Source organism: Chryseobacterium sp. RU33C (genome assembly GCF_900156015.1).
Classification (GTDB): Bacteria; Bacteroidota; Bacteroidia; order Flavobacteriales; family Weeksellaceae; genus Chryseobacterium; species Chryseobacterium candidae.
Map to the genome: position 1 here is coordinate 60,571 of NZ_FTMT01000004.1, position 17,231 is coordinate 77,801.

Genomic DNA, 17,231 nt, shown 5'->3' on the forward strand with positions numbered 1-17,231 from the left:
TTTATTTATGAGGACTTTTAAGATATTTTTCAATACCATCAGAAGTATGAGTTTTAAAAAGATTATCCGTCTTTTATCACTTGTCCTTCCCCATCCTCTTTTCGCTTTACTCAGTTTTTATGCCACGGTAAAGGCATTTACCATTGCACAGAAAAAATTTCCTGAAACAGCCTCCAATAACGGAATTGGAAATGCTTTCAGACACGCGCTTTGGTGCTGCTTTATTATGATGTACTGCTGTAAAATTTCTTCTCCCAAAAAAGCGCTTGATTTCTGCAAAAGAATAACGGATATGCATGAAGACCTTTTTCCGAACGAGCCTTTGGAAACCAAAATGGATCTCCATAACAACAAAATCGGAATGGATTATTTTATGGAAATTCTCCCCGGAATTCACCGCCAGTTTTTTGAAAAGAGTTTCTTTGTTAATGCATTAATCAAAAAAATGGATGACGCAAAGGTTCTGAAAAATCTTGATGATGATTTTGAAGGGCATCTTGTTTATCTGGAAGAGCAATTCTTTTATTTTAAACGCTAAAGATCGCAAGGAAAATACATAAGATTACTGTATATTTTCGATCGCTAGGGCATTTCATTCAGCAATATTTCTTAAATCAAAGCCTTTGCTTAGTGCTAACGCCTTTGCGAACGAAAAAAGCTTCACTATTAGAATCCTTGCGGACTCTGCGTTATAAACTCTAAAATCAGAAGTTATCATTACTTTTCCTTCACATCAGATAAACAAAAGACTTTAGTTATTTTTGTGGTTTAAAGTATTTTTGATAAGTTTAAACAATTAAATCAATCAGATGGTTCTCAGCAGAATTTGGTCGGCTTTCATTATCATTGCCATTGCCATTGCCAGTATAAAATACGTATCGTCAGGTCACTACAAAACCATCTTCAATGATATGGTCGTAGGAAAAGGAGGTGATACAGTGAAGATTGCATCCCAGCGTATGAACAGCCTCTCTCCTCTTGTAAGAGACAGCCTGATGAAAAAGAATGATTTCGCAGACAGCAGAATTCACTATAAAACAGATTCTTTAAAACAGAATGTAAATGTTTATCGCATTCAGGAAGCTGACGGAGTCATCGGAACCTCTGAAACTGCGGTGAAGATCTGTCTTGGTCTTATCGGAATCATGACCCTTTTTATGGGATTCATGAGTATTGCTGAAAAAGCAGGAGGTATTAACCTTCTAAGCCGTCTGATTCAGCCCTTTTTCTCCAAATTATTTCCCGATATTCCTAAGAATCACCCTGCTTTCGGGCATATGCTGATGAATTTCAGCGCTAACCTTCTGGGACTGGATAATGCTGCTACTCCTTTTGGACTTAAGGCAATGGAAAGTCTCCAGACCTTAAATCCCAATAAAGATACCGCCAGCAATTCACAGATTATGTTCCTGTGTCTTCATGCCGGAGGAATGACGTTAATCCCGGTCTCTATTATTGCCATCAGAGCCTCTATGGGATCAAAGACCCCTACAGATATTTTCCTGCCCTGTATGATTGCCACTTTTGCCGCTACACTGGCTGCAATGATCATCGTTTCTTTGTATCAGAAAATCAATCTTCTTCGTCCGGTAGTAATCGCTTATTTAGGGGGAATTTCAGCCATTATTGCTTTATTGGTATTGTATCTGGTACAATTGAGTAAAGATGAATTGGATGACTTCAGTAAAGTATTAAGCAATGGTTTAATTCTGTTTATCTTCCTTGCGATTGTATTGGGAGCTGTTTATAAAAAGATCAACGTTTTTGATGCTTTTATTGAGGGTGCAAAAGAAGGTTTCACCACCTGTGTTAAGATTATTCCTTATCTGGTTGGAATGCTGATCGCAATTTCGTTATTAAGAACTTCCGGTGTATTCGATGTAATCATTGACGGTATGAAATGGGTGGCCAACGTTGCCAATATGGACCCGAGATTTGTGGACGGACTTCCGACAGCCCTAATCAAGCCTTTATCTGGTTCAGGAGCCAGAGGAATGATGGTGGATACGATGTCAACATTTGGGGCAGATAGTTTCCAGGGAAAACTGGCAGCGGTACTTCAGGGAAGTTCAGATACGACATTTTACGTAATTGCAGTATACTTTGGTGCCGTAGCCGTTAAGAATACAAGATACACGGTAATTGCTATGCTTCTGGCCGATTTAGTCGGTGTTATCACTGCAATTGCATTAGCTTATTTATTCTTTGCTTAATGAAAAGATGCTGTTGAACAATGCTATTAACTTTAAACATTAAACTCAAAACCTTACACCCATTATGATCACAGATAAAGAATTTACCCTAAGACTCATCCGCCAATTAACTCAGGCATTGGAAAAACTTATTCTGGATAAACCTGAAGAAAGTTTAATGCAGAAAGAGCTGGATTTTGATACGTTGATGAGAGATATTTTCAAGATGAGTTTTACAGAGGTTTCTTCTAAAACCAAGGAAGAAATGATTGCCATCGTTAATGAAAGACAGGAAAGAGATCACAAAGATTATTATGAAATGTTGGGAAATCTTTTCTATTTCAACAGCAAACATGAAAATAACAAAGATTTTCAGGATAAAGCAAAGACATTCTATGAGCTATATCTTCAGACCAGTGGAATCTTTGCACTCCCAATTATCAACAGAATAAATGAATTAAAAAAAGCACTTGAATAAAGTGCTTTTGTATTTTTAGAATGTAATTTTATAAGTTCCGGTGGAAGAAGTATTGGCTTTCTCTGCCTTTACATACTTTTTAACCCAGGCAACAGATGTAGATGATACACAAGGATCTGAAATCCCTCCGGCTCTTCTTGCGGAAACAACATTTCCTGCTTTATCTACAGTATAAGCAATGGTAATTGATCCGCTTGCCGTGCAGCTGTGAGAAGGCTGTGCTCCTCCTCTTCCCATTGTTCCGGGAATATAGCCTACCAGTTTTCTATCGATTCCTACTTTACTGTCTCCGTTTCCGTCACCACCTAAAGGATCTCCTGCATTTCCAATTCCTTCACCTGTCCCCTGGCTTCCTGCTTTGGTTCCTCTTCCTTTGATCAGGTTTCCGATAGCAGCATTTCCTTTTCCGTCTCCATTCCCTGTTTTTGAGTTTGCCGCAGCTGCTCCTGATTTTTTGGTATTTTTTGAAGCACTCGTGCTGGTGGCCTCTTTTTTCTCAGCTTTTTTAGATTCCTCTTTTTTAGGAACAGCAGCTTTTGAATTATTTCCTGTAATGACCTTCTCTTTAACCTCAGTTTTCTTTGGTTCCGGAGTAGGAGCTGGTTCTGGTTTTATAACTGTTTTTGTTTCCGAAACCGGAGTTTCTGCAGGCACTGGTGTTACTTCTTCTGTTGCAGCAGCAAGACTTCCAGGCTGTTCAGCGGGCTCTTCAATCCCCTTTCCATTTCTGTTGTCTCCGAAGTTGACCAGCATGGTAGTAACCACTTCAGGATCTTTGTCCAGTTCAGGTTTTAATTTATACAAAAAAACAAAAAGCAGAATAGCAGCCCAGATAAGAATAGAAAGCAGTGCGCTCTTTACTCTATCTTTATTTTCTTCGTTTCTGTCTGCTGTATAGCTTTTCATCTTAAAACGTAATTGTTTCCGGAAATCCGGATCTGTTATTTATCTTTAACGGTTGCAATGGCAATGTTAAATTTATACTTCTCAGCAATTTCCATTACAAAAACTACATCTTTATGTAATGTATTTTCGTCTGCTCTTATCGTGAATGATTTATTGGTCTGGCTGGCCAATTTATCTACAATAATCCTCTCCAGTTCTCCTTTATTTACAGGATTGTCATCCACAAAGAATGAACCATCCGGTTTGATACTTACTGTCACAGGATTCGGAATATTATCATCAACGGCTCCGGCTTTCGGCAGATTCACATCAATAGCGCTTTGATTGGCTGCTGAAGAGGTGATCATAAAGAAAATCAGCATCAACAGGATAACGTCTGTCATCGCTGCTAAACTGAATTCCGGATTTGCTTTATTTCTTCTTTGAATTTTCATCGTAAGAAAATTTATAAAGGTTTGTTGATAAGGTCTAAAAATTCTCCTGACATATTCTGAGCTTTAAGGACAAATTTATCAATCCTTGTCAATAGAATATTATAGCAGAAGTTAGCCGGAATTGCCACAGCAAGACCTACAGCGGTCTGCCCCAAAGCAGTATAGATACCTTCAGAAAGTGTTTTCGGAGAGAAAGATCCTGTGGCATGGGAAAGATTAAAGAAGGCAATAATCATCCCGATTACCGTACCTAAAAGGCCCAACATGGGTGCTATACTTGGCACTACAGCCAAAAGGTTCAGATTTTTTTCCATATTGGCAACCTCTACCTGTGCCTGCGATTCCATAGCACTTACAATATCAGAAACAGGACGTCCTAATCTTGAAATTCCTTTTTCTAAAATTCTTCCTTCAGGAGAGTTCTGGGTTTTGCAGTAATCTGCTGCTGCCTCTATTTTCCCAGCCTTGATGAAGTCTTCGATATTGTTCATGAAGTTGGAATCTGTTTTTGATGTCAGCCTTTTGATAAAGAAAAATCTTTCAAAAAACAGATATAGAGAAAACACTCCCAATAGCAACACAGTGACCATCACTATTTTAGCAAAAGCTCCTCCGTGGAACATAATCTTCCAGAATGAGAACTCTAAGTTGTCCGCAGCAACTGCAGGAGTAGCGATTTGTGCAAATAAAATCTGAGAAAGTTCCGTTAACAGCATTAAATGTAAATTTTATTAAATTTCAACGACAAATGTAGGAGAATAATATGAATTGAACTCTTAAAAATTGCTTAAAAACAACTTAAATTTTGTTACAATTTTACAAACAGCAAATTTCTTTCCAAAATTATTTGAAAAGAAATCCGGTAATAAGAATGAAGATATCGGCTAATCTTCGTCTACCTCAATATCATCCTGCTTAAATTCGCATTTTAATCTAAAAGGAATCGGTGTATCTGATCCGGTATAGAAATCATCAATGGTTCCTTTCCAGATCACCTGAAGCTCCCCTTCTTCATTTTTTTCAAAAAGAAGCTCATTGTCATAGATATAGGCATCTTCGTCATCGAAAAGGTCTACTTCTGTATAAGTTTCTTCTTCAGAATCATTGATTTTGATAGTTTTTCCTTCTATTTCCGGCGACTCGATAGGGAAATCGAAAATTTCAAGTGAAAGCTGCGGAAAGTTGTATTGTAATGAATCATCCTCTACGTGATCCAAGCTGTCATCCGTAATCACTTCAACCTCTAAAAGGTGTTGTTGGTTGCTGTAAACTGCCTTACAATAAGTATTTCTGATATTGTATTTTAGCGTTTCGTCCGGATGGTAAATTTTTAAAATCCCTTTCATTTTTTCTTAAAAAAGAACTGTAATAATATGATTGCTAAATGTTTTAGACAAAGATAAAAAATTGATTCAAAGTTGAAAGGATTTTGAAAATAATTTTTTAAAATCAATGCAAACAATAAGTCTGAATCTCCCAATAATACTTACTTTTGCTTTCATAAAGATTCTGAAAATGAAAAACATTGTATCAAAAAGTATTCTGGGATTAGGACTGATGATTGGTCTTGCATCCTGCAAAAAATCGGATTCTCCCCTTACAAAAGTAACGCCCAGCAACCTGGATTCTATTGCTTCCAATTATTACGAGCAGTACCTGAAGCTATACCCGTTAGATGCTACAGCACAGGGAGATACAAGATATAATGACCAGCTTCCTATCAATATTGATAAAGATTTTATCTCAGGAGAAATAGCATTCTACAATTCTGTGCAAAAACAGCTGGAACATGTAGATTATAAATCCCTTTCTGATGAAGATAAGGTAGTGTATGATGTTTTGGATTATACTTTAAAAGATAAAACTGAGGCCTATGCCTACCATCCGGAATATATTCCTTTTACTCAATTTGGAGGACTTCCGCTTACTTTTCCTCTGTATGGGAGCGGACAGGGCAATCAACCTTTTAAAACAGAAAAAGACTACAGCGACTGGCTGAAAAGAATGGAAAAATTCCCGGAATGGATGAATGCCGCGGCAGACAATTTCCGCGAAGGAATCAACAATAAGATTGTACTTCCTAAAAAACTGGTTGTCAAGATGATTCCTCAGATGAAAGCAGAGGAAATCACCACTTCTGACATAGAAAAGAATATTTTCTATGGTCCGATAAGAAATTTTCCGAAAAGCTTCTCTCAGGCTCAGAAAGAAAAATTCTCGGCACTTTATAAAGAGGCTATTACCAAAAAAATTATTCCGGCTTATACTAAAATGGGAACATTTTTAGAAAAAGAATACCTTCCGAAAGCAAGAGATACAGACGGATACAACAGTCTTCCAAACGGAAACGAGATCTACAACTATTATGTAAAAAGCTGGACAACCACTAAGAAATCTCCTGAAGAAATTAATAAAATCGGACTTCAGCAAGTAGCTATGCTTCGTGCAGAAATGGAAAAAGTAAAGCAGCAGGTAGGTTTTACAGGAACTCTTGAAGATTTTATCACTTTTGTTAAAACGGATCCAAAGGCAATGCCTTATAAAACGTCTAAAGAGGTTTTAAATGCATTTAACGGGATCTTAACTAAAATCACTCCGAAGCTGAAAACCATGTTTAATGTAACACCTAAAACAAAGTTTGAGATCAGACAGACGGAGAAATTCAGAGAAGCAAGTGCCAGTGCAGAATATATGCCGGGAACTCCGGATGGTAAAAGAGCTGGAATATTTTATGTCCCGTTACCGGACCCTGCCAAATTTAATGTTACTTCAGGAATGGAGTCTCTTTTCCTTCACGAAGCCATTCCGGGGCATCACTATCAGATGTCTCTTCAACAGGAAAATACTAAACTCCCTAAATTCATGAGATTCGGATGGTTCGGAGCGTACGGCGAAGGATGGGCTCATTATTGTGAGACTTTAGGCCCTGAGTTTGGTTTATATACAGATCCTTATCAGAAAATGGGTTACCTGAGCGATCAGATGCTGAGAGCGGTAAGACTTGTAGTAGATACGGGACTTCATACCGGAAAAATGACAAGAGAAGAAGCGATCAGATATTTCTTAAGCAATATTTCTTATGATGAAGGGGCTGCCACTGCAGAAGTAGAAAGATATATGGCGATGCCGGGTCAGGCTTTAGGGTATAAGATAGGGTCTTTAAGAATCCGTGAGCTGAGAGAAAAATATCAGAAAGAACTTGGGAACAAATTCAATCTGGCAAGCTTCCACGATGAAGTGTTAAGCCAGGGGTGTCTTCCTCTGGATGTTCTGAACAGAAAAATGGAGCTTTGGGCTCAAAAACAAAAATAAATTTACACTAATAAGGGTACTTCGTTAATCGGTACCCTTTTATTTTGTTCTTCTAAATAAAGAAATTAATATGATCACAGAAAGCCTCAGATCTCTTTTTAACAGAGATTTAAGTAAATTAAAAACAGAGATAGAAGCCTATCAAAAAGAAGAAAATCTTTGGAAGATTGATAAAAACATTGCTAATTCTGCGGGTAATCTAACCCTTCACTTGGTGGGAAATATCAATCATTTTATAGGAGCACAGCTTGGAAACACCGGATATGTAAGGCATCGTGAGCTGGAATTTTCATTAAATGATGTTCCTAGAGCTGAACTTATTGAAAAACTTGAAGCCACCATAGCAATGATAGATTCCGTTCTGCCGCAATTGTCTGAAGAAGATCTTAAAAAAGAATATCCATTGGTTGTTTTTGAGAGAGCCATGACAACAGATTACTTTCTGATCCATCTGGTTGCTCATCTTGATTATCATTTGGGACAGATTAATTACCACAGAAGGTTATTGGACATTTAATCCATCAATTAACAACTAAAATAACGCAACGATCACAAAGTAATTGTTGCGTTTTCTTTTTCGTTCGCAAGGCCGTTTCACTCAGCTAAGAAAACATTGTCCTGGCCAAACGAAGTACCTCTTTGCGATATTTGCATTAAAATACAACGGGTTACTTCTCAAACATCATTTTCGTAATAAAATCCTTTTCTCCTTTTCCTCTTGCCGGAGAATATTCTCTTCCATAGAAAATGATCTGAAGGTGAAGCTTATTCCATACTTCTTCAGGGAATAATTTCTTGGCATCACGCTCCGTTTCCACCACATTTTTTCCGGAGGTAAGTTTCCACTGTGTCATCAGCCGATGAATGTGAGTATCTACAGGAAAAGCAGGAAATCCGAAACCCTGGCTCATCACTACTGATGCGGTCTTGTGCCCTACGCCCGGAAGCGCTTCCAATTCTTCATAAGTTTGCGGAACAATACCGTTATGTCTTTCCAGCAGAAGTTCTGCCATCCTTTTAAGGTTTTTGGCTTTGGTATTGGATAGTCCGATTTCTTTAATTAATTCCTTGATCTCAAATTCTTCAAGTTTAGCCATTCTTTGTGGCGTTCCTGCTACCGCAAAAAGATCTGGGGTCACCTGGTTAACTTTTTTATCTGTGGTCTGTGCGGAAAGTGCTACAGCTACCATTAATGTATAGGGATCGGTATGATCTAACGGAATAGGTGTGGTGGGATATAATTTATCCAGTTCTATCTGAACAAGCTCAGCTCTTTGTTTTTTTGTCATGTATGCCTTAAATTTGAACAAAATTAAATCATTATGCTGAAAGTTGGAGATAAATTACCTGAATTTGAAGGATTCAATCAAGACGGAGAAACGGTAACCTCATCAAAGTTAATAGGAAAAAAACTGGTGGTTTTCTTCTATCCGCAAGCGAATACACCAACCTGTACTGTGGAAGCCTGCAACCTGAGTGATAATTATTCCAGGCTTGAAAAAGCAGGATACCAATTACTGGGAGTAAGTGGCGACACTGTAAAGAAACAGAAGAACTTCCACAGTAAATTTGCATTTCCCTATGATCTTATTGCAGATGAAAACCGCAATATCATTGAGAAATTCGGGGTATGGCAGGAGAAAAAAACGTTTGGAAAAACGTATATGGGAATTGTAAGAACCACTTTTATTTTCGATGAAAATGGTATTTGTACAAGAGTGATTGAAAAAGTAACGTCAAAGACTGCTGCTGAGCAGATTCTGGAAGGATAACTTTTTTTTAAACACAGATATCACAAATATTTTCACAAATAACACAGATATATTATTGTGCTATTTGTGAAAATATTTTTTTATAGATTTATTATTCTGTTTCGTAATAATTTAAGTCTTCTGTTTCACCAGGAAGTGTAACGTGCTTTTTAAACCTTAATCCCAGCTTTTCAATGAGCTTTTGGGAAGAAACATTATCTTTTGAAATGATGGCGGATATTTTTGTTAATCCAAACTCATCCATTCCAATAGATTTAACCTTCTGAGCAGCTTCAAAAGCATATCCTTTACCTTCGAACTCTTCCAGTAGAGAATATCCTATATCCACAATATCCAGCCCTTCTCTTTCGAAGATTCCTACTGCCCCTACTTTTTTATTTCCCTCTTTAGTTACTAAAAGATAGTTTCCAAATCCAAGTCTTTCAATTTGGGGAGCAAATCTATTGAGGATATAATTTTCGGCGTCTTCCACAGAATTAACATTCCGGTTTCCGATATGTTGAATGAATTTGGGTGTGTTGTAAAGCTCAAAGACGAAATCTTTGTCTTCACTGGACATGGGACGAAGGATTAATCGCTCTGTCTCATAGGTATTATCTGCGTTTGGGTGTTTTTTGGGGTTCATCTTTCTTTGGTTCTTCCTTTTTTTCGATTTTTAAAAGTCTCGGGTTATTAGCGCATTTTTTATTGTAAAGCTCAATATAGGTTCCATTGTCTTTGACATTGCTTACAGCACCTGTAGATTTATTTACTGTAACTGTATAATGCGTTTTCTGGTATGGACATTCCTTTGAGGTGAGTTTTCCAAGGTCCAGATAGTAATTCGACTTGTCTTCATGATAATTACCTGCAAGGTCCTTAAACTCCTCATCTATCATATATCCGTCAGCAGCTAATACAACAGCTGCTTCCTGGGCATTATCAATTCTGTCTACAAACTTCTTCAGTCCTTCGACAGCCGTAACGTAATTTACTTTACCTCCTTCTGAATAAGCGATATAATAAAAGCTGTCTTCACTGGGAAAAAGATTAAATCCAGAGAATTGAGGAGTATAATTTACCTTACCCGAAATCTTTATTTCCTGACCTTTACCATAGCTGTTGTAGACCAACACCCATGAATCTACCCTGCTACCCGGGTTGATTTGCTGTAAAACAGCAGGAATGCTTGAAAACTTTTTCTTCTCCTGGGCAAATCCTAAGATTCCCAAAAGTAAAAATGTAAGAATTGTAAATCGGGTTGCGGTTTTAATCATAATTTAAAAATCAGCAGAAAATATAACAAAGATTACATGAACTTCTCGCCCTTCTTAAAGCTCTTCAAATCAAGAACATAATCTTTAATGAGCTGATCATTATCCCGGGGACAGATGAGAAGTGCCTTATCTGTGTCTACAACAATGTAGTTTTCAAGGCCATCAATGATAACAGCCTTATTATTATTCTTTAACCGGATGATATTCCCTTTTGAATTATAAGAAAGTAAATGTTTCAGTTTTACAGCGTTTCCGTCTTTATCTTTTTCCGTATTTTCATATACAGAGGTCCATGTCCCAAGATCACTCCATCCTAAATCTGAAGGAATTACATATACATTCTTGGCTTTTTCCAAAATTCCGTTATCAATGGAAATTTTCTGTACCTTCGGATAGATGGTTTCAATACAACTGTTTTCTTTTTCTGAGTTGTACTCACAAGCCATAAAATGCTGCATCATCTCAGGAAGATAAAGATTAAATGCGTGGTGAATGCTTTTTACATTCCAAACAAAAATCCCTGCATTCCAAAGGAAATCACCACTTTCCAAGAAGCTTTGGGCTATTTCAAGAATAGGTTTTTCAGTGAATGTTTTCACTTTAAAATATTCAGATCCCTTTTTTTCTACAAACTGAATATAGCCATAACCTGTATCAGGTCTTGTAGGAGTGATTCCTAATGTTACAAGATAATCATTTTTTGAAGCCACATCAAACGCAAGCTCTACTTTTTCCAGAAATGTATCCTCTTTAAGAATAAGATGATCAGCCGGCAATACAATCATGGTGGCATCCGGATTAATCTCAGCAATTTTGTTCGCCATATACAGATTACAAGCTGCTGTATTCTTCATAAGCGGCTCACCCACAATATTCTCTTCAGGAATCTCCGGAAGCTGCTGATGGGAAACATGAACATATTCTTTATTCGTAATCACGAATATCTGCTCTTTAGGAATTACCTTGCTGATTCGGTCATAGGTCTGCTGAATCATAGTACGCCCGGTTCCTAAAATATCCTGAAACTGTTTTGGAAATTTCTGCGTGCTCATAGGCCAGAACCGGCTTCCGATTCCTCCAGCCATGATAACACAATATCTATCTGATTTTGACATTCTTAGCTACATTTTTCTACCCTCGCTAAAGGCTTAAAAGAATACTTCCTTCCAGTAGCCAGGTTCCTACAAAGATAGTTTTTTTTAACCAGACCTTCTAATAAATACTTTTCGTTGCGATAGATAAAAAATTCGCCCTTTTTAAGTTCCTCGATAAATTGCAGAGTATCATCCTGCTTCTCAGTATGGAAATATCTTACCAGATCAGGGCTTGCCATAAAATTGGCTTTGGGTGATTTTGAAAACTTTATGATGATAGGCTTCAGCTCTTCATCATAAATTTCAAGACTTTCCAGAAGCATATTTCTGAAAGTTTCTTTCCATTCGTTGCCATGAGGCGAGATTCTTCTTCCATATTTTTCGAAAGCAATCAGATGTGCCAGCTCGTGAGTAAGCACAAAGAAAAAAAGCTGCGGAGTAAGAGTAGAATTTACCGTAATTTCATGAGAATTGTCCGGAAGCTTTCTGTAATCCCCAAGTTTTGAATTTCTGTTCCTTGTAACTTTTATATGTATATAGTAATCTGCAAACCAGATTCTTAAATATTTAAGTGTATTTTGAGGTAAGTATTTTTCTAATGATTGAATTGGCATTTTACAAACTTAATGGAATTCCTGCATAGAAATTCAATAGTTTAAGACTAAAAAGATAATTATATTTTGCCTGCGCTACTGATCCCCGTGCATTTGCATAATTATTTCTCGCCACGTTGACGTCATAGATAGTGGTTTTACCGGCAGCATAACTTTTATCTGCAAAATCAAGAGCCAGTTTAGAGCTTTTTTCAGCTTCCACTGCCGCCATATACGTTTCATAATTGGCATCAGCATCAAACTGAGCTTTCTGAACATTTTGTCTTACCGTCTGTTTCTGTTGCTCTAAGGTATTTTTGGCTATGCTTTCGTTGATTTTGGACTGCTCTACCTGAAGTTTTGTTTTCCCTTTATTGAAGATAGGAATATTAAGTGATACCCCTACATTTTGTCCGAACTGATCTTTATATTGTTCAAAAAAAGTTCCCTGCACAACACCCGGCATAGCATCAAACTGCCTGTTATAAAAAGTATTAAGACCAGCATTGGCTGTCAACGTAGGCCAGAATGCCGTTTTACTTACCTCAGTTTGCGCTTCTGCAGATCTTATCCGGCTTTCGGCCGCTTTGATCTGGGGTTGTATATCATACGCCGTTGCAAGCACTTCATCTACAGTATTAAGCTGTAAATCAAGTTTTTCCGGAACATTCACATCTTCAACATCAAAACCCTTATAATCTGACAGTTGTAATAGCTGAGCAATAGCAAACAAAGCGCGTCCAACATTTACTTCTGCTGTTTTAAGGTTTTGTTTTTCTCTTGCCAATGCCGCTTCAGCCTCTGCCAGAACCGTCTGCGCAGTTGTTCCAACCTGAGTTGTGATCTTAGCTCTGTCAAACTGTTTCTGAGCATTATCCACGGCACTCTGAGAAATTTTAACGATCTCTTTATTCAATAAGGTGTTCAGATATTGTTGAGCGATCTGAAGAGAGATATCATTTTTAATGGTTTCAATGTCATATTGACTTGCTTCTACATCAAACTGGGCTTTTCTTACATTTTTCTCTAATCTACCATTATTATAGAGCAGAATATCGGCTCCCAGACCAACATTGTTATTGAATCTATCGTTTCTAAAGCTTCCTGCTCCTAATGAGCCTTGCCCAAAACTTACTCCATTTGTAACACTAGCTGATACAGAAGGTAAATACTCTTTTTGGGCTGCTTTAAGATTATATTCCTGGTTTTGTTTGTTATACTGATTTTGGATAACCTGAAGATTATGCTCCACTGCATAGCTTACACATTCTTTTAAGGACCATTTCTTCTGAGCACTTAAACCCAGATAACCTAATCCAAAAACGATGATCCAAACTTTTTTCATATTGTATATGTTTATTTGTTTTTAATGGCCATATGGAATCGCATCATATTAAGCAATATTTGTATTTACAAATCAGAGCGATTTCATATTAAGATTTTTCAATATTAGACGAATTAAATATAAAAAAGTTACAGATTGAAAAATTATATTTTATTTTAAAAAAACTTTTGGGAATTTTGTACCATGACAAATGAACAATATCAGGAAGCTATCGATTGGCTTTTCGTACAGATGCCCAACTATCAGATAGATGGACAGAAAGCTTATAAACCTGGGCTTGACAACATAACAAAGCTTTGTGCTTTTTTTGGAAATCCTCAGGATAAAATAAAGTGTATTCACATTGGCGGCACCAATGGAAAGGGTTCTTCAAGCAATATGCTGGCATCGGTTCTTCAGGAAGCTGGTTATAAAACCGGATTGTACAATTCCCCACACCTTATAGACTTCACAGAGCGCATTAAAGTGAATGGAAGAAATTGTAATAAAGAATTTGTCTTTGATTTTATTCAAAAGCTGAAAACGATTCCGGAATATATCCGTCCCTCTTTCTTCGAATTTACAACCATCATGGCTTTTGAATATTTTTATCAGCAGCAGGTAGATTTTGCCATTATTGAAGTAGGATTGGGAGGAAGACTGGATTCTACCAATATTATTAAACCATTGATTTCGGCTATTACCAATGTACAGCTGGATCATCAGAATATTCTTGGAGATACCATCGAAGAAATTGCCACGGAGAAAGCTGGGATAATTAAAAGCAATATCCCAATTGTTTCCGGGGACGAGAACGAAGCCGTTAAAAATATCCTTCAGGAAAAAGCAACGAAAGAAAATGCTCCATTTGTAGATGCTACTCTTATTAATACAGATCTGGAATCTGATCTGAAAGGAAACTATCAGAAAAAGAACATCAGAGTTGTAATGGCCGCGGTAGAAGAATTAAGAAAACAGGAAATAGAGATTTCTGACGGAGCATTGGAAAAAGGACTTCTCCATGTGCATCAGAATACAGGATTTATTGGCCGTTGGTTTGAATTTTCACAACATCCGCTTACGATTTGTGATACGGGGCACAATCAGGCAGGTTTGGAGTATGTTTTTTCACAATTAAATTCAATTGAGAGGCACAAGCATGTCATTTTGGGATTTGTGAATGACAAAAAAATAGATGATGTAATGAAAATGCTTCCTGAAAATTCTGAGTTCTATTTTGCAAAACCGTCTGTCCACAGGGGAAGACACCCGGAAGATTATGAAAACATGCTTCAGGAGGCGAAAATTTTTTATAAAATTTTTGATTCCGTGCAGGAAGCGTATCTCGCTGCAAAAGAACAATGTACAAATGAAGAAATGATTTTTATTGGCGGAAGCAACTTTGTAGTGGGAGATTTTTTGGAAAAAAATTTGGAGATTAAAGAATAAGTCGTATATTTGCACCACTCTAAACAAGAGAACAAGTCTAGAGGGTTCTTAGCTCAGTTGGTTCAGAGCATCTGGTTTACACCCAGAGGGTCGGGGGTTCGAATCCCTCAGGACCCACAGAAAAGGAAACGAAACCTTTCAAAAAAATTCGGGTTCTTAGCTCAGTTGGTTCAGAGCATCTGGTTTACACCCAGAGGGTCGGGGGTTCGAATCCCTCAGGACCCACAGAAATCTCTCTTTTTTAAGGGAGATTTTTTTATTTTTATCCCTAAGCATTTAAAAGCGTCCTGCGCTTTCCTTATATTTATTTACCTTTGTCTGCATTTGAATTTCGCCTGACGTGAAGGAACTCCATCTCATATCATTCAATTATCCCTACCCTCCTTCTTATGGTGGGATCATTGATGTATTTTATAAGATTAAGGCCTTGTCTGATCTGGGAATAAAAATTCACCTTCACTGTTTTGTAGATCAAATCCCTCATAAGATTGATCCGGAGGTCAAAGCGATTACGGAAAATCTGTTTTTTTATCAAAAGAGAAAGAATCCACTCCTCTATTTTTCAGGAACACCTTTCGCTGCAGCTATCAGAGATTCTAAAGCCCTTCTTAAAAACCTGGAAAAGAATAAAGCTCCGATCTTGTTCGAGGGTTTACAGACAACGCATATTATCCGGTTTCTGAAAGAGAATAACCAAAAACTCTATCTTCGCCTTCACAACAACGAAGCTGAATATTATAAAGGCCTTTCCGGGTCAGAAAAAAATCTATTTAAAAAGATCATCTACACCATTGAATCTTTAAAATATACAGGATATCAGAAAAAGCTTTTAAAGAAATTCGAAGCCGTATTCTGCTTGTCTGAAAAAGAGTATCATGAAGTTGAATCCTATTCAAAGAATGCACATTTGATTCATATTTTCCACGGCAACCCATCCGTAAAGCAACTGGATAAAAAAGGAAGTTATTTTCTTTTTCACGGAGATCTCACCACTGCGGACAATAAAAGAGCATTGAATGAGACTATTGAGTTATTTAAAACGCTTCCCCAATATAAACTGGTTGTCGCCTCAGATCGGGCCAGTGAAGATATTAAAAGCAAGATTTCGGCAGTTGAGAATATCAGCCTCACTCCTATTGAAACTACAGAAAACCTTTATCGTCTTCTGGAAGCTGCTCATGCCAATATTTTGATTTCTTACCAGAATTCAGGAACAAAGGTGAAGCTTTTCAATACGCTTTACAACAGCCGTTTTGTAATTATTAATGGTAATATTACGGATGATCCTGTTTTAACAAATTTATGCCTGTATGGTACTGATATGAGGCAAATCCGCCAGCATATTATTACCTCAGCTGAAAAAGACTATCATGAAACGGAAAAAAGAAAGAATATTTTAGAAACAAGCCACTCTGATAAAGCTAAAGCCGAAGAAATAATAAAGCTGATTTTTAAAAATTAACCCTGTCCACAACTTTCTGAATATTAAATTCTTCAAGACAGGCCCAGTCGCCTCTGTAACATTCTTTATCTCCAAAAACGGAACATGGCCTGCAGCTCAGATCTTTCACCTGAACCGCATCTTCTTCGCTCTGTCCAAATCCTAAAAATCCGGCATAAGGGTGAGTTGCTCCCCAAATAGAAACACATCGCGTTCCTACAAGACTTGCAAGGTGCATATTGGCAGAATCCATGGAAATCATCAGTTCTAATCCGGCAATATAATTAAGTTCTTCTGTAAGATTTAATTTTCCGGCAAGGTTTTTTGTATTAGGAATCTCTTCTTCCCATTTTTCAAGGGTTTCGGTTTCTTTTTTACCTCCTCCAAAGAAGTACACCGTATGTTTCCGAGCCAGAATTCTTACCAGCTCATACGACTTCTCCAAAGGAAGCATTTTTCCCTTATGCTGGGCAAAAGGAGCGAACCCTATTCCTGATTTCTGCTCCGAAACCGGCCTTAATTGATGAGAAAGTTCAATACTGAATCCCATTTCACGAAAAACATCAGCGTAACGTTCTACCGTTTTTTTAAGCTGAACCTTTTCCAGATTCCATACATCCGTAAGATGTTCTTTTTCCTCTTTCCCTTTATCTATTTTGAAGACCTTAAGTCCTTTTCGTCTGTATATTCTGTCTAAAACCTTGGTTCGGATTACATCATGGAGGTTGGCAATACAATCAGGATTAAATTCACGGATCAGTTCATTACTCAGTTTTCTCAATCCAAAAAGACCTTTGTAATCATCCAGATCAATTCCCTTAAAAGTTACATTGGAAATTCCCGCAAACAGAGACTCAAAGTTTTTCCTGGAAACCATAATAATTTCCACACCGGGATTCTGCTCCAGAAATTCTCTGAAAACAGGTACTGTCATTGCAACATCTCCGAATGCGGAAAAACGATATGCTAAAATTCTGGTC

19 protein-coding genes and 2 tRNA genes are annotated in these 17,231 nt (G+C 37.4%); 10 read left to right on the forward strand and 11 right to left on the reverse strand.

Annotation, left to right across the window (positions count from 1 at the left end; genetic code table 11):
• Nucleotides 1-7: 7 nt before the first annotated feature.
• The 3 genes from BW946_RS05065 to BW946_RS05075 all read left to right on the forward strand — a co-directional run bounded on the left by BW946_RS05065 (nt 8) and on the right by BW946_RS05075 (nt 2,670).
• Complete coding sequence (locus tag BW946_RS05065; protein WP_076595128.1) at nt 8-538, forward strand: DUF6973 domain-containing protein; 531 nt, start codon at nt 8-10, stop codon at nt 536-538.
• A 271-nt stretch (nt 539-809) separates the two neighbouring features.
• Nucleotides 810-2,213, forward strand: coding sequence for a nucleoside recognition domain-containing protein (locus BW946_RS05070; RefSeq protein ID WP_076595129.1), 1,404 nt, complete (start codon nt 810-812; stop codon nt 2,211-2,213).
• Between the two features lie 64 nt (nt 2,214-2,277).
• Nucleotides 2,278-2,670 (forward strand): hypothetical protein, encoded by a 393-nt coding sequence (locus BW946_RS05075; protein WP_076595130.1) that lies wholly within the window; start codon nt 2,278-2,280, stop codon nt 2,668-2,670.
• Between the two features lie 15 nt (nt 2,671-2,685).
• Here BW946_RS05075 and BW946_RS05080 read toward each other — a convergent pair whose 3' ends face one another.
• The 4 genes from BW946_RS05080 to BW946_RS05095 all read right to left on the reverse strand — a co-directional run bounded on the left by BW946_RS05080 (nt 2,686) and on the right by BW946_RS05095 (nt 5,356).
• The gene (locus BW946_RS05080; protein ID WP_076595131.1) at nt 2,686-3,576 is read right to left on the reverse strand and encodes an energy transducer TonB; all 891 of its coding nucleotides are present in this window, start codon (nt 3,574-3,576) and stop codon (nt 2,686-2,688) included.
• A 35-nt stretch (nt 3,577-3,611) separates the two neighbouring features.
• A complete protein-coding gene (locus BW946_RS05085) occupies nt 3,612-4,010 on the reverse strand; it encodes an ExbD/TolR family protein (RefSeq protein WP_076595132.1) in 399 nt (132 codons plus the stop codon).
• An 11-nt stretch (nt 4,011-4,021) separates the two neighbouring features.
• Entirely contained in the window at nt 4,022-4,726 is a 705-nt protein-coding gene (locus BW946_RS05090; RefSeq protein WP_047426580.1) for a MotA/TolQ/ExbB proton channel family protein, read from the reverse strand.
• Between the two features lie 168 nt (nt 4,727-4,894).
• Entirely contained in the window at nt 4,895-5,356 is a 462-nt protein-coding gene (locus BW946_RS05095) for a hypothetical protein (RefSeq protein WP_076595133.1), read from the reverse strand.
• A gap of 169 nt (nt 5,357-5,525) precedes the next feature.
• Between BW946_RS05095 and BW946_RS05100 the strand changes: the two genes are divergently transcribed.
• Together BW946_RS05100 and BW946_RS05105 are read left to right on the forward strand one after the other, a co-directional pair.
• A complete protein-coding gene (locus BW946_RS05100; RefSeq protein ID WP_076595134.1) occupies nt 5,526-7,322 on the forward strand; it encodes a DUF885 domain-containing protein in 1,797 nt (598 codons plus the stop codon).
• A 70-nt stretch (nt 7,323-7,392) separates the two neighbouring features.
• Nucleotides 7,393-7,839 (forward strand): DinB family protein, encoded by a 447-nt coding sequence (locus tag BW946_RS05105; protein ID WP_083688785.1) that lies wholly within the window; start codon nt 7,393-7,395, stop codon nt 7,837-7,839.
• Nucleotides 7,840-7,990: 151 nt separating this feature from the next.
• Here the strand turns inward: BW946_RS05105 and BW946_RS05110 are convergent, their stop codons facing one another.
• Nucleotides 7,991-8,611, reverse strand: a complete 621-nt coding sequence (locus BW946_RS05110) for an endonuclease III domain-containing protein (protein ID WP_076595135.1) — start codon at nt 8,609-8,611, stop codon at nt 7,991-7,993.
• A 33-nt stretch (nt 8,612-8,644) separates the two neighbouring features.
• On the opposite strand from BW946_RS05110, the gene bcp reads away from it, so the two are divergent.
• Entirely contained in the window at nt 8,645-9,094 is a 450-nt protein-coding gene (gene bcp, locus BW946_RS05115; RefSeq protein ID WP_076595136.1) for a thioredoxin-dependent thiol peroxidase, read from the forward strand.
• Between the two features lie 91 nt (nt 9,095-9,185).
• Here bcp and BW946_RS05120 read toward each other — a convergent pair whose 3' ends face one another.
• Genes BW946_RS05120 through BW946_RS05140 form a run of 5 tightly spaced genes read right to left on the reverse strand, consistent with a single transcriptional unit; the run spans nt 9,186 to nt 13,382 of the window.
• The gene (locus tag BW946_RS05120; RefSeq protein ID WP_076595137.1) at nt 9,186-9,719 is read right to left on the reverse strand and encodes a GNAT family N-acetyltransferase; all 534 of its coding nucleotides are present in this window, start codon (nt 9,717-9,719) and stop codon (nt 9,186-9,188) included.
• The gene (locus tag BW946_RS05125) at nt 9,688-10,350 is read right to left on the reverse strand and encodes a hypothetical protein (protein WP_076595138.1); all 663 of its coding nucleotides are present in this window, start codon (nt 10,348-10,350) and stop codon (nt 9,688-9,690) included. Before BW946_RS05125 ends, BW946_RS05120 begins: the two co-directional genes overlap by 32 nt.
• A gap of 32 nt (nt 10,351-10,382) precedes the next feature.
• Nucleotides 10,383-11,465 carry a mannose-1-phosphate guanylyltransferase gene (locus tag BW946_RS05130; protein WP_228402464.1) on the reverse strand — a complete coding sequence of 361 codons (1,083 nt, stop codon included), beginning with the start codon at nt 11,463-11,465 and terminating at the stop codon, nt 10,383-10,385.
• Between the two features lie 2 nt (nt 11,466-11,467).
• Complete coding sequence (locus BW946_RS05135) at nt 11,468-12,058, reverse strand: SprT-like domain-containing protein (protein ID WP_076595139.1); 591 nt, start codon at nt 12,056-12,058, stop codon at nt 11,468-11,470.
• A 1-nt stretch (nt 12,059) separates the two neighbouring features.
• On the reverse strand, nt 12,060-13,382 hold the full coding sequence (locus BW946_RS05140) for a TolC family protein (RefSeq protein ID WP_076595140.1): 1,323 nt from the start codon (nt 13,380-13,382) through the stop codon (nt 12,060-12,062).
• A 183-nt stretch (nt 13,383-13,565) separates the two neighbouring features.
• On the opposite strand from BW946_RS05140, the gene BW946_RS05145 reads away from it, so the two are divergent.
• The 4 genes from BW946_RS05145 (at nt 13,566) to BW946_RS05160 (ending at nt 16,272) form a co-directional block, all read left to right on the forward strand.
• Entirely contained in the window at nt 13,566-14,810 is a 1,245-nt protein-coding gene (locus BW946_RS05145) for a bifunctional folylpolyglutamate synthase/dihydrofolate synthase (protein ID WP_076595141.1), read from the forward strand.
• Nucleotides 14,811-14,852: 42 nt separating this feature from the next.
• Nucleotides 14,853-14,927: transfer RNA gene (locus BW946_RS05150), tRNA-Val, on the forward strand.
• 33 nt (nt 14,928-14,960) lie between these two features.
• Nucleotides 14,961-15,035 (forward strand) — tRNA-Val (locus BW946_RS05155).
• A 115-nt stretch (nt 15,036-15,150) separates the two neighbouring features.
• Nucleotides 15,151-16,272 carry a hypothetical protein gene (locus BW946_RS05160; RefSeq protein ID WP_076595142.1) on the forward strand — a complete coding sequence of 374 codons (1,122 nt, stop codon included), beginning with the start codon at nt 15,151-15,153 and terminating at the stop codon, nt 16,270-16,272.
• On the opposite strand, the gene BW946_RS05165 is transcribed toward BW946_RS05160, so the two are convergent.
• Complete coding sequence (locus BW946_RS05165) at nt 16,262-17,185, reverse strand: glycosyltransferase family 9 protein (protein ID WP_076595309.1); 924 nt, start codon at nt 17,183-17,185, stop codon at nt 16,262-16,264. The genes BW946_RS05160 and BW946_RS05165 overlap by 11 nt on opposite strands.
• Nucleotides 17,186-17,231: the final 46 nt, after the last annotated feature.

Coding starts and splice junctions, on each gene's coding strand:
- bcp (WP_076595136.1), top strand. CDS start 8,645: ATGCTGAAAGTTGGAGATAAATTACCTGAATTTGAAGGATTCAATCAA.
- BW946_RS05095 (WP_076595133.1), bottom strand. CDS start 5,356: ATGAAAGGGATTTTAAAAATTTACCATCCGGACGAAACGCTAAAATAC.
- BW946_RS05090 (WP_047426580.1), bottom strand. CDS start 4,726: ATGCTGTTAACGGAACTTTCTCAGATTTTATTTGCACAAATCGCTACT.
- BW946_RS05125 (WP_076595138.1), bottom strand. CDS start 10,350: ATGATTAAAACCGCAACCCGATTTACAATTCTTACATTTTTACTTTTG.
- BW946_RS05100 (WP_076595134.1), top strand. CDS start 5,526: ATGAAAAACATTGTATCAAAAAGTATTCTGGGATTAGGACTGATGATT.
- BW946_RS05110 (WP_076595135.1), bottom strand. CDS start 8,611: ATGACAAAAAAACAAAGAGCTGAGCTTGTTCAGATAGAACTGGATAAA.
- BW946_RS05140 (WP_076595140.1), bottom strand. CDS start 13,382: ATGAAAAAAGTTTGGATCATCGTTTTTGGATTAGGTTATCTGGGTTTA.
- BW946_RS05085 (WP_076595132.1), bottom strand. CDS start 4,010: ATGAAAATTCAAAGAAGAAATAAAGCAAATCCGGAATTCAGTTTAGCA.
- BW946_RS05065 (WP_076595128.1), top strand. CDS start 8: ATGAGGACTTTTAAGATATTTTTCAATACCATCAGAAGTATGAGTTTT.
- BW946_RS05105 (WP_083688785.1), top strand. CDS start 7,393: ATGATCACAGAAAGCCTCAGATCTCTTTTTAACAGAGATTTAAGTAAA.
- BW946_RS05075 (WP_076595130.1), top strand. CDS start 2,278: ATGATCACAGATAAAGAATTTACCCTAAGACTCATCCGCCAATTAACT.
- BW946_RS05130 (WP_228402464.1), bottom strand. CDS start 11,465: ATGTCAAAATCAGATAGATATTGTGTTATCATGGCTGGAGGAATCGGA.
- BW946_RS05120 (WP_076595137.1), bottom strand. CDS start 9,719: ATGAACCCCAAAAAACACCCAAACGCAGATAATACCTATGAGACAGAG.
- BW946_RS05165 (WP_076595309.1), bottom strand. CDS start 17,185: ATGACAGTACCTGTTTTCAGAGAATTTCTGGAGCAGAATCCCGGTGTG.
- BW946_RS05135 (WP_076595139.1), bottom strand. CDS start 12,058: ATGCCAATTCAATCATTAGAAAAATACTTACCTCAAAATACACTTAAA.
- BW946_RS05145 (WP_076595141.1), top strand. CDS start 13,566: ATGACAAATGAACAATATCAGGAAGCTATCGATTGGCTTTTCGTACAG.
- BW946_RS05080 (WP_076595131.1), bottom strand. CDS start 3,576: ATGAAAAGCTATACAGCAGACAGAAACGAAGAAAATAAAGATAGAGTA.
- BW946_RS05070 (WP_076595129.1), top strand. CDS start 810: ATGGTTCTCAGCAGAATTTGGTCGGCTTTCATTATCATTGCCATTGCC.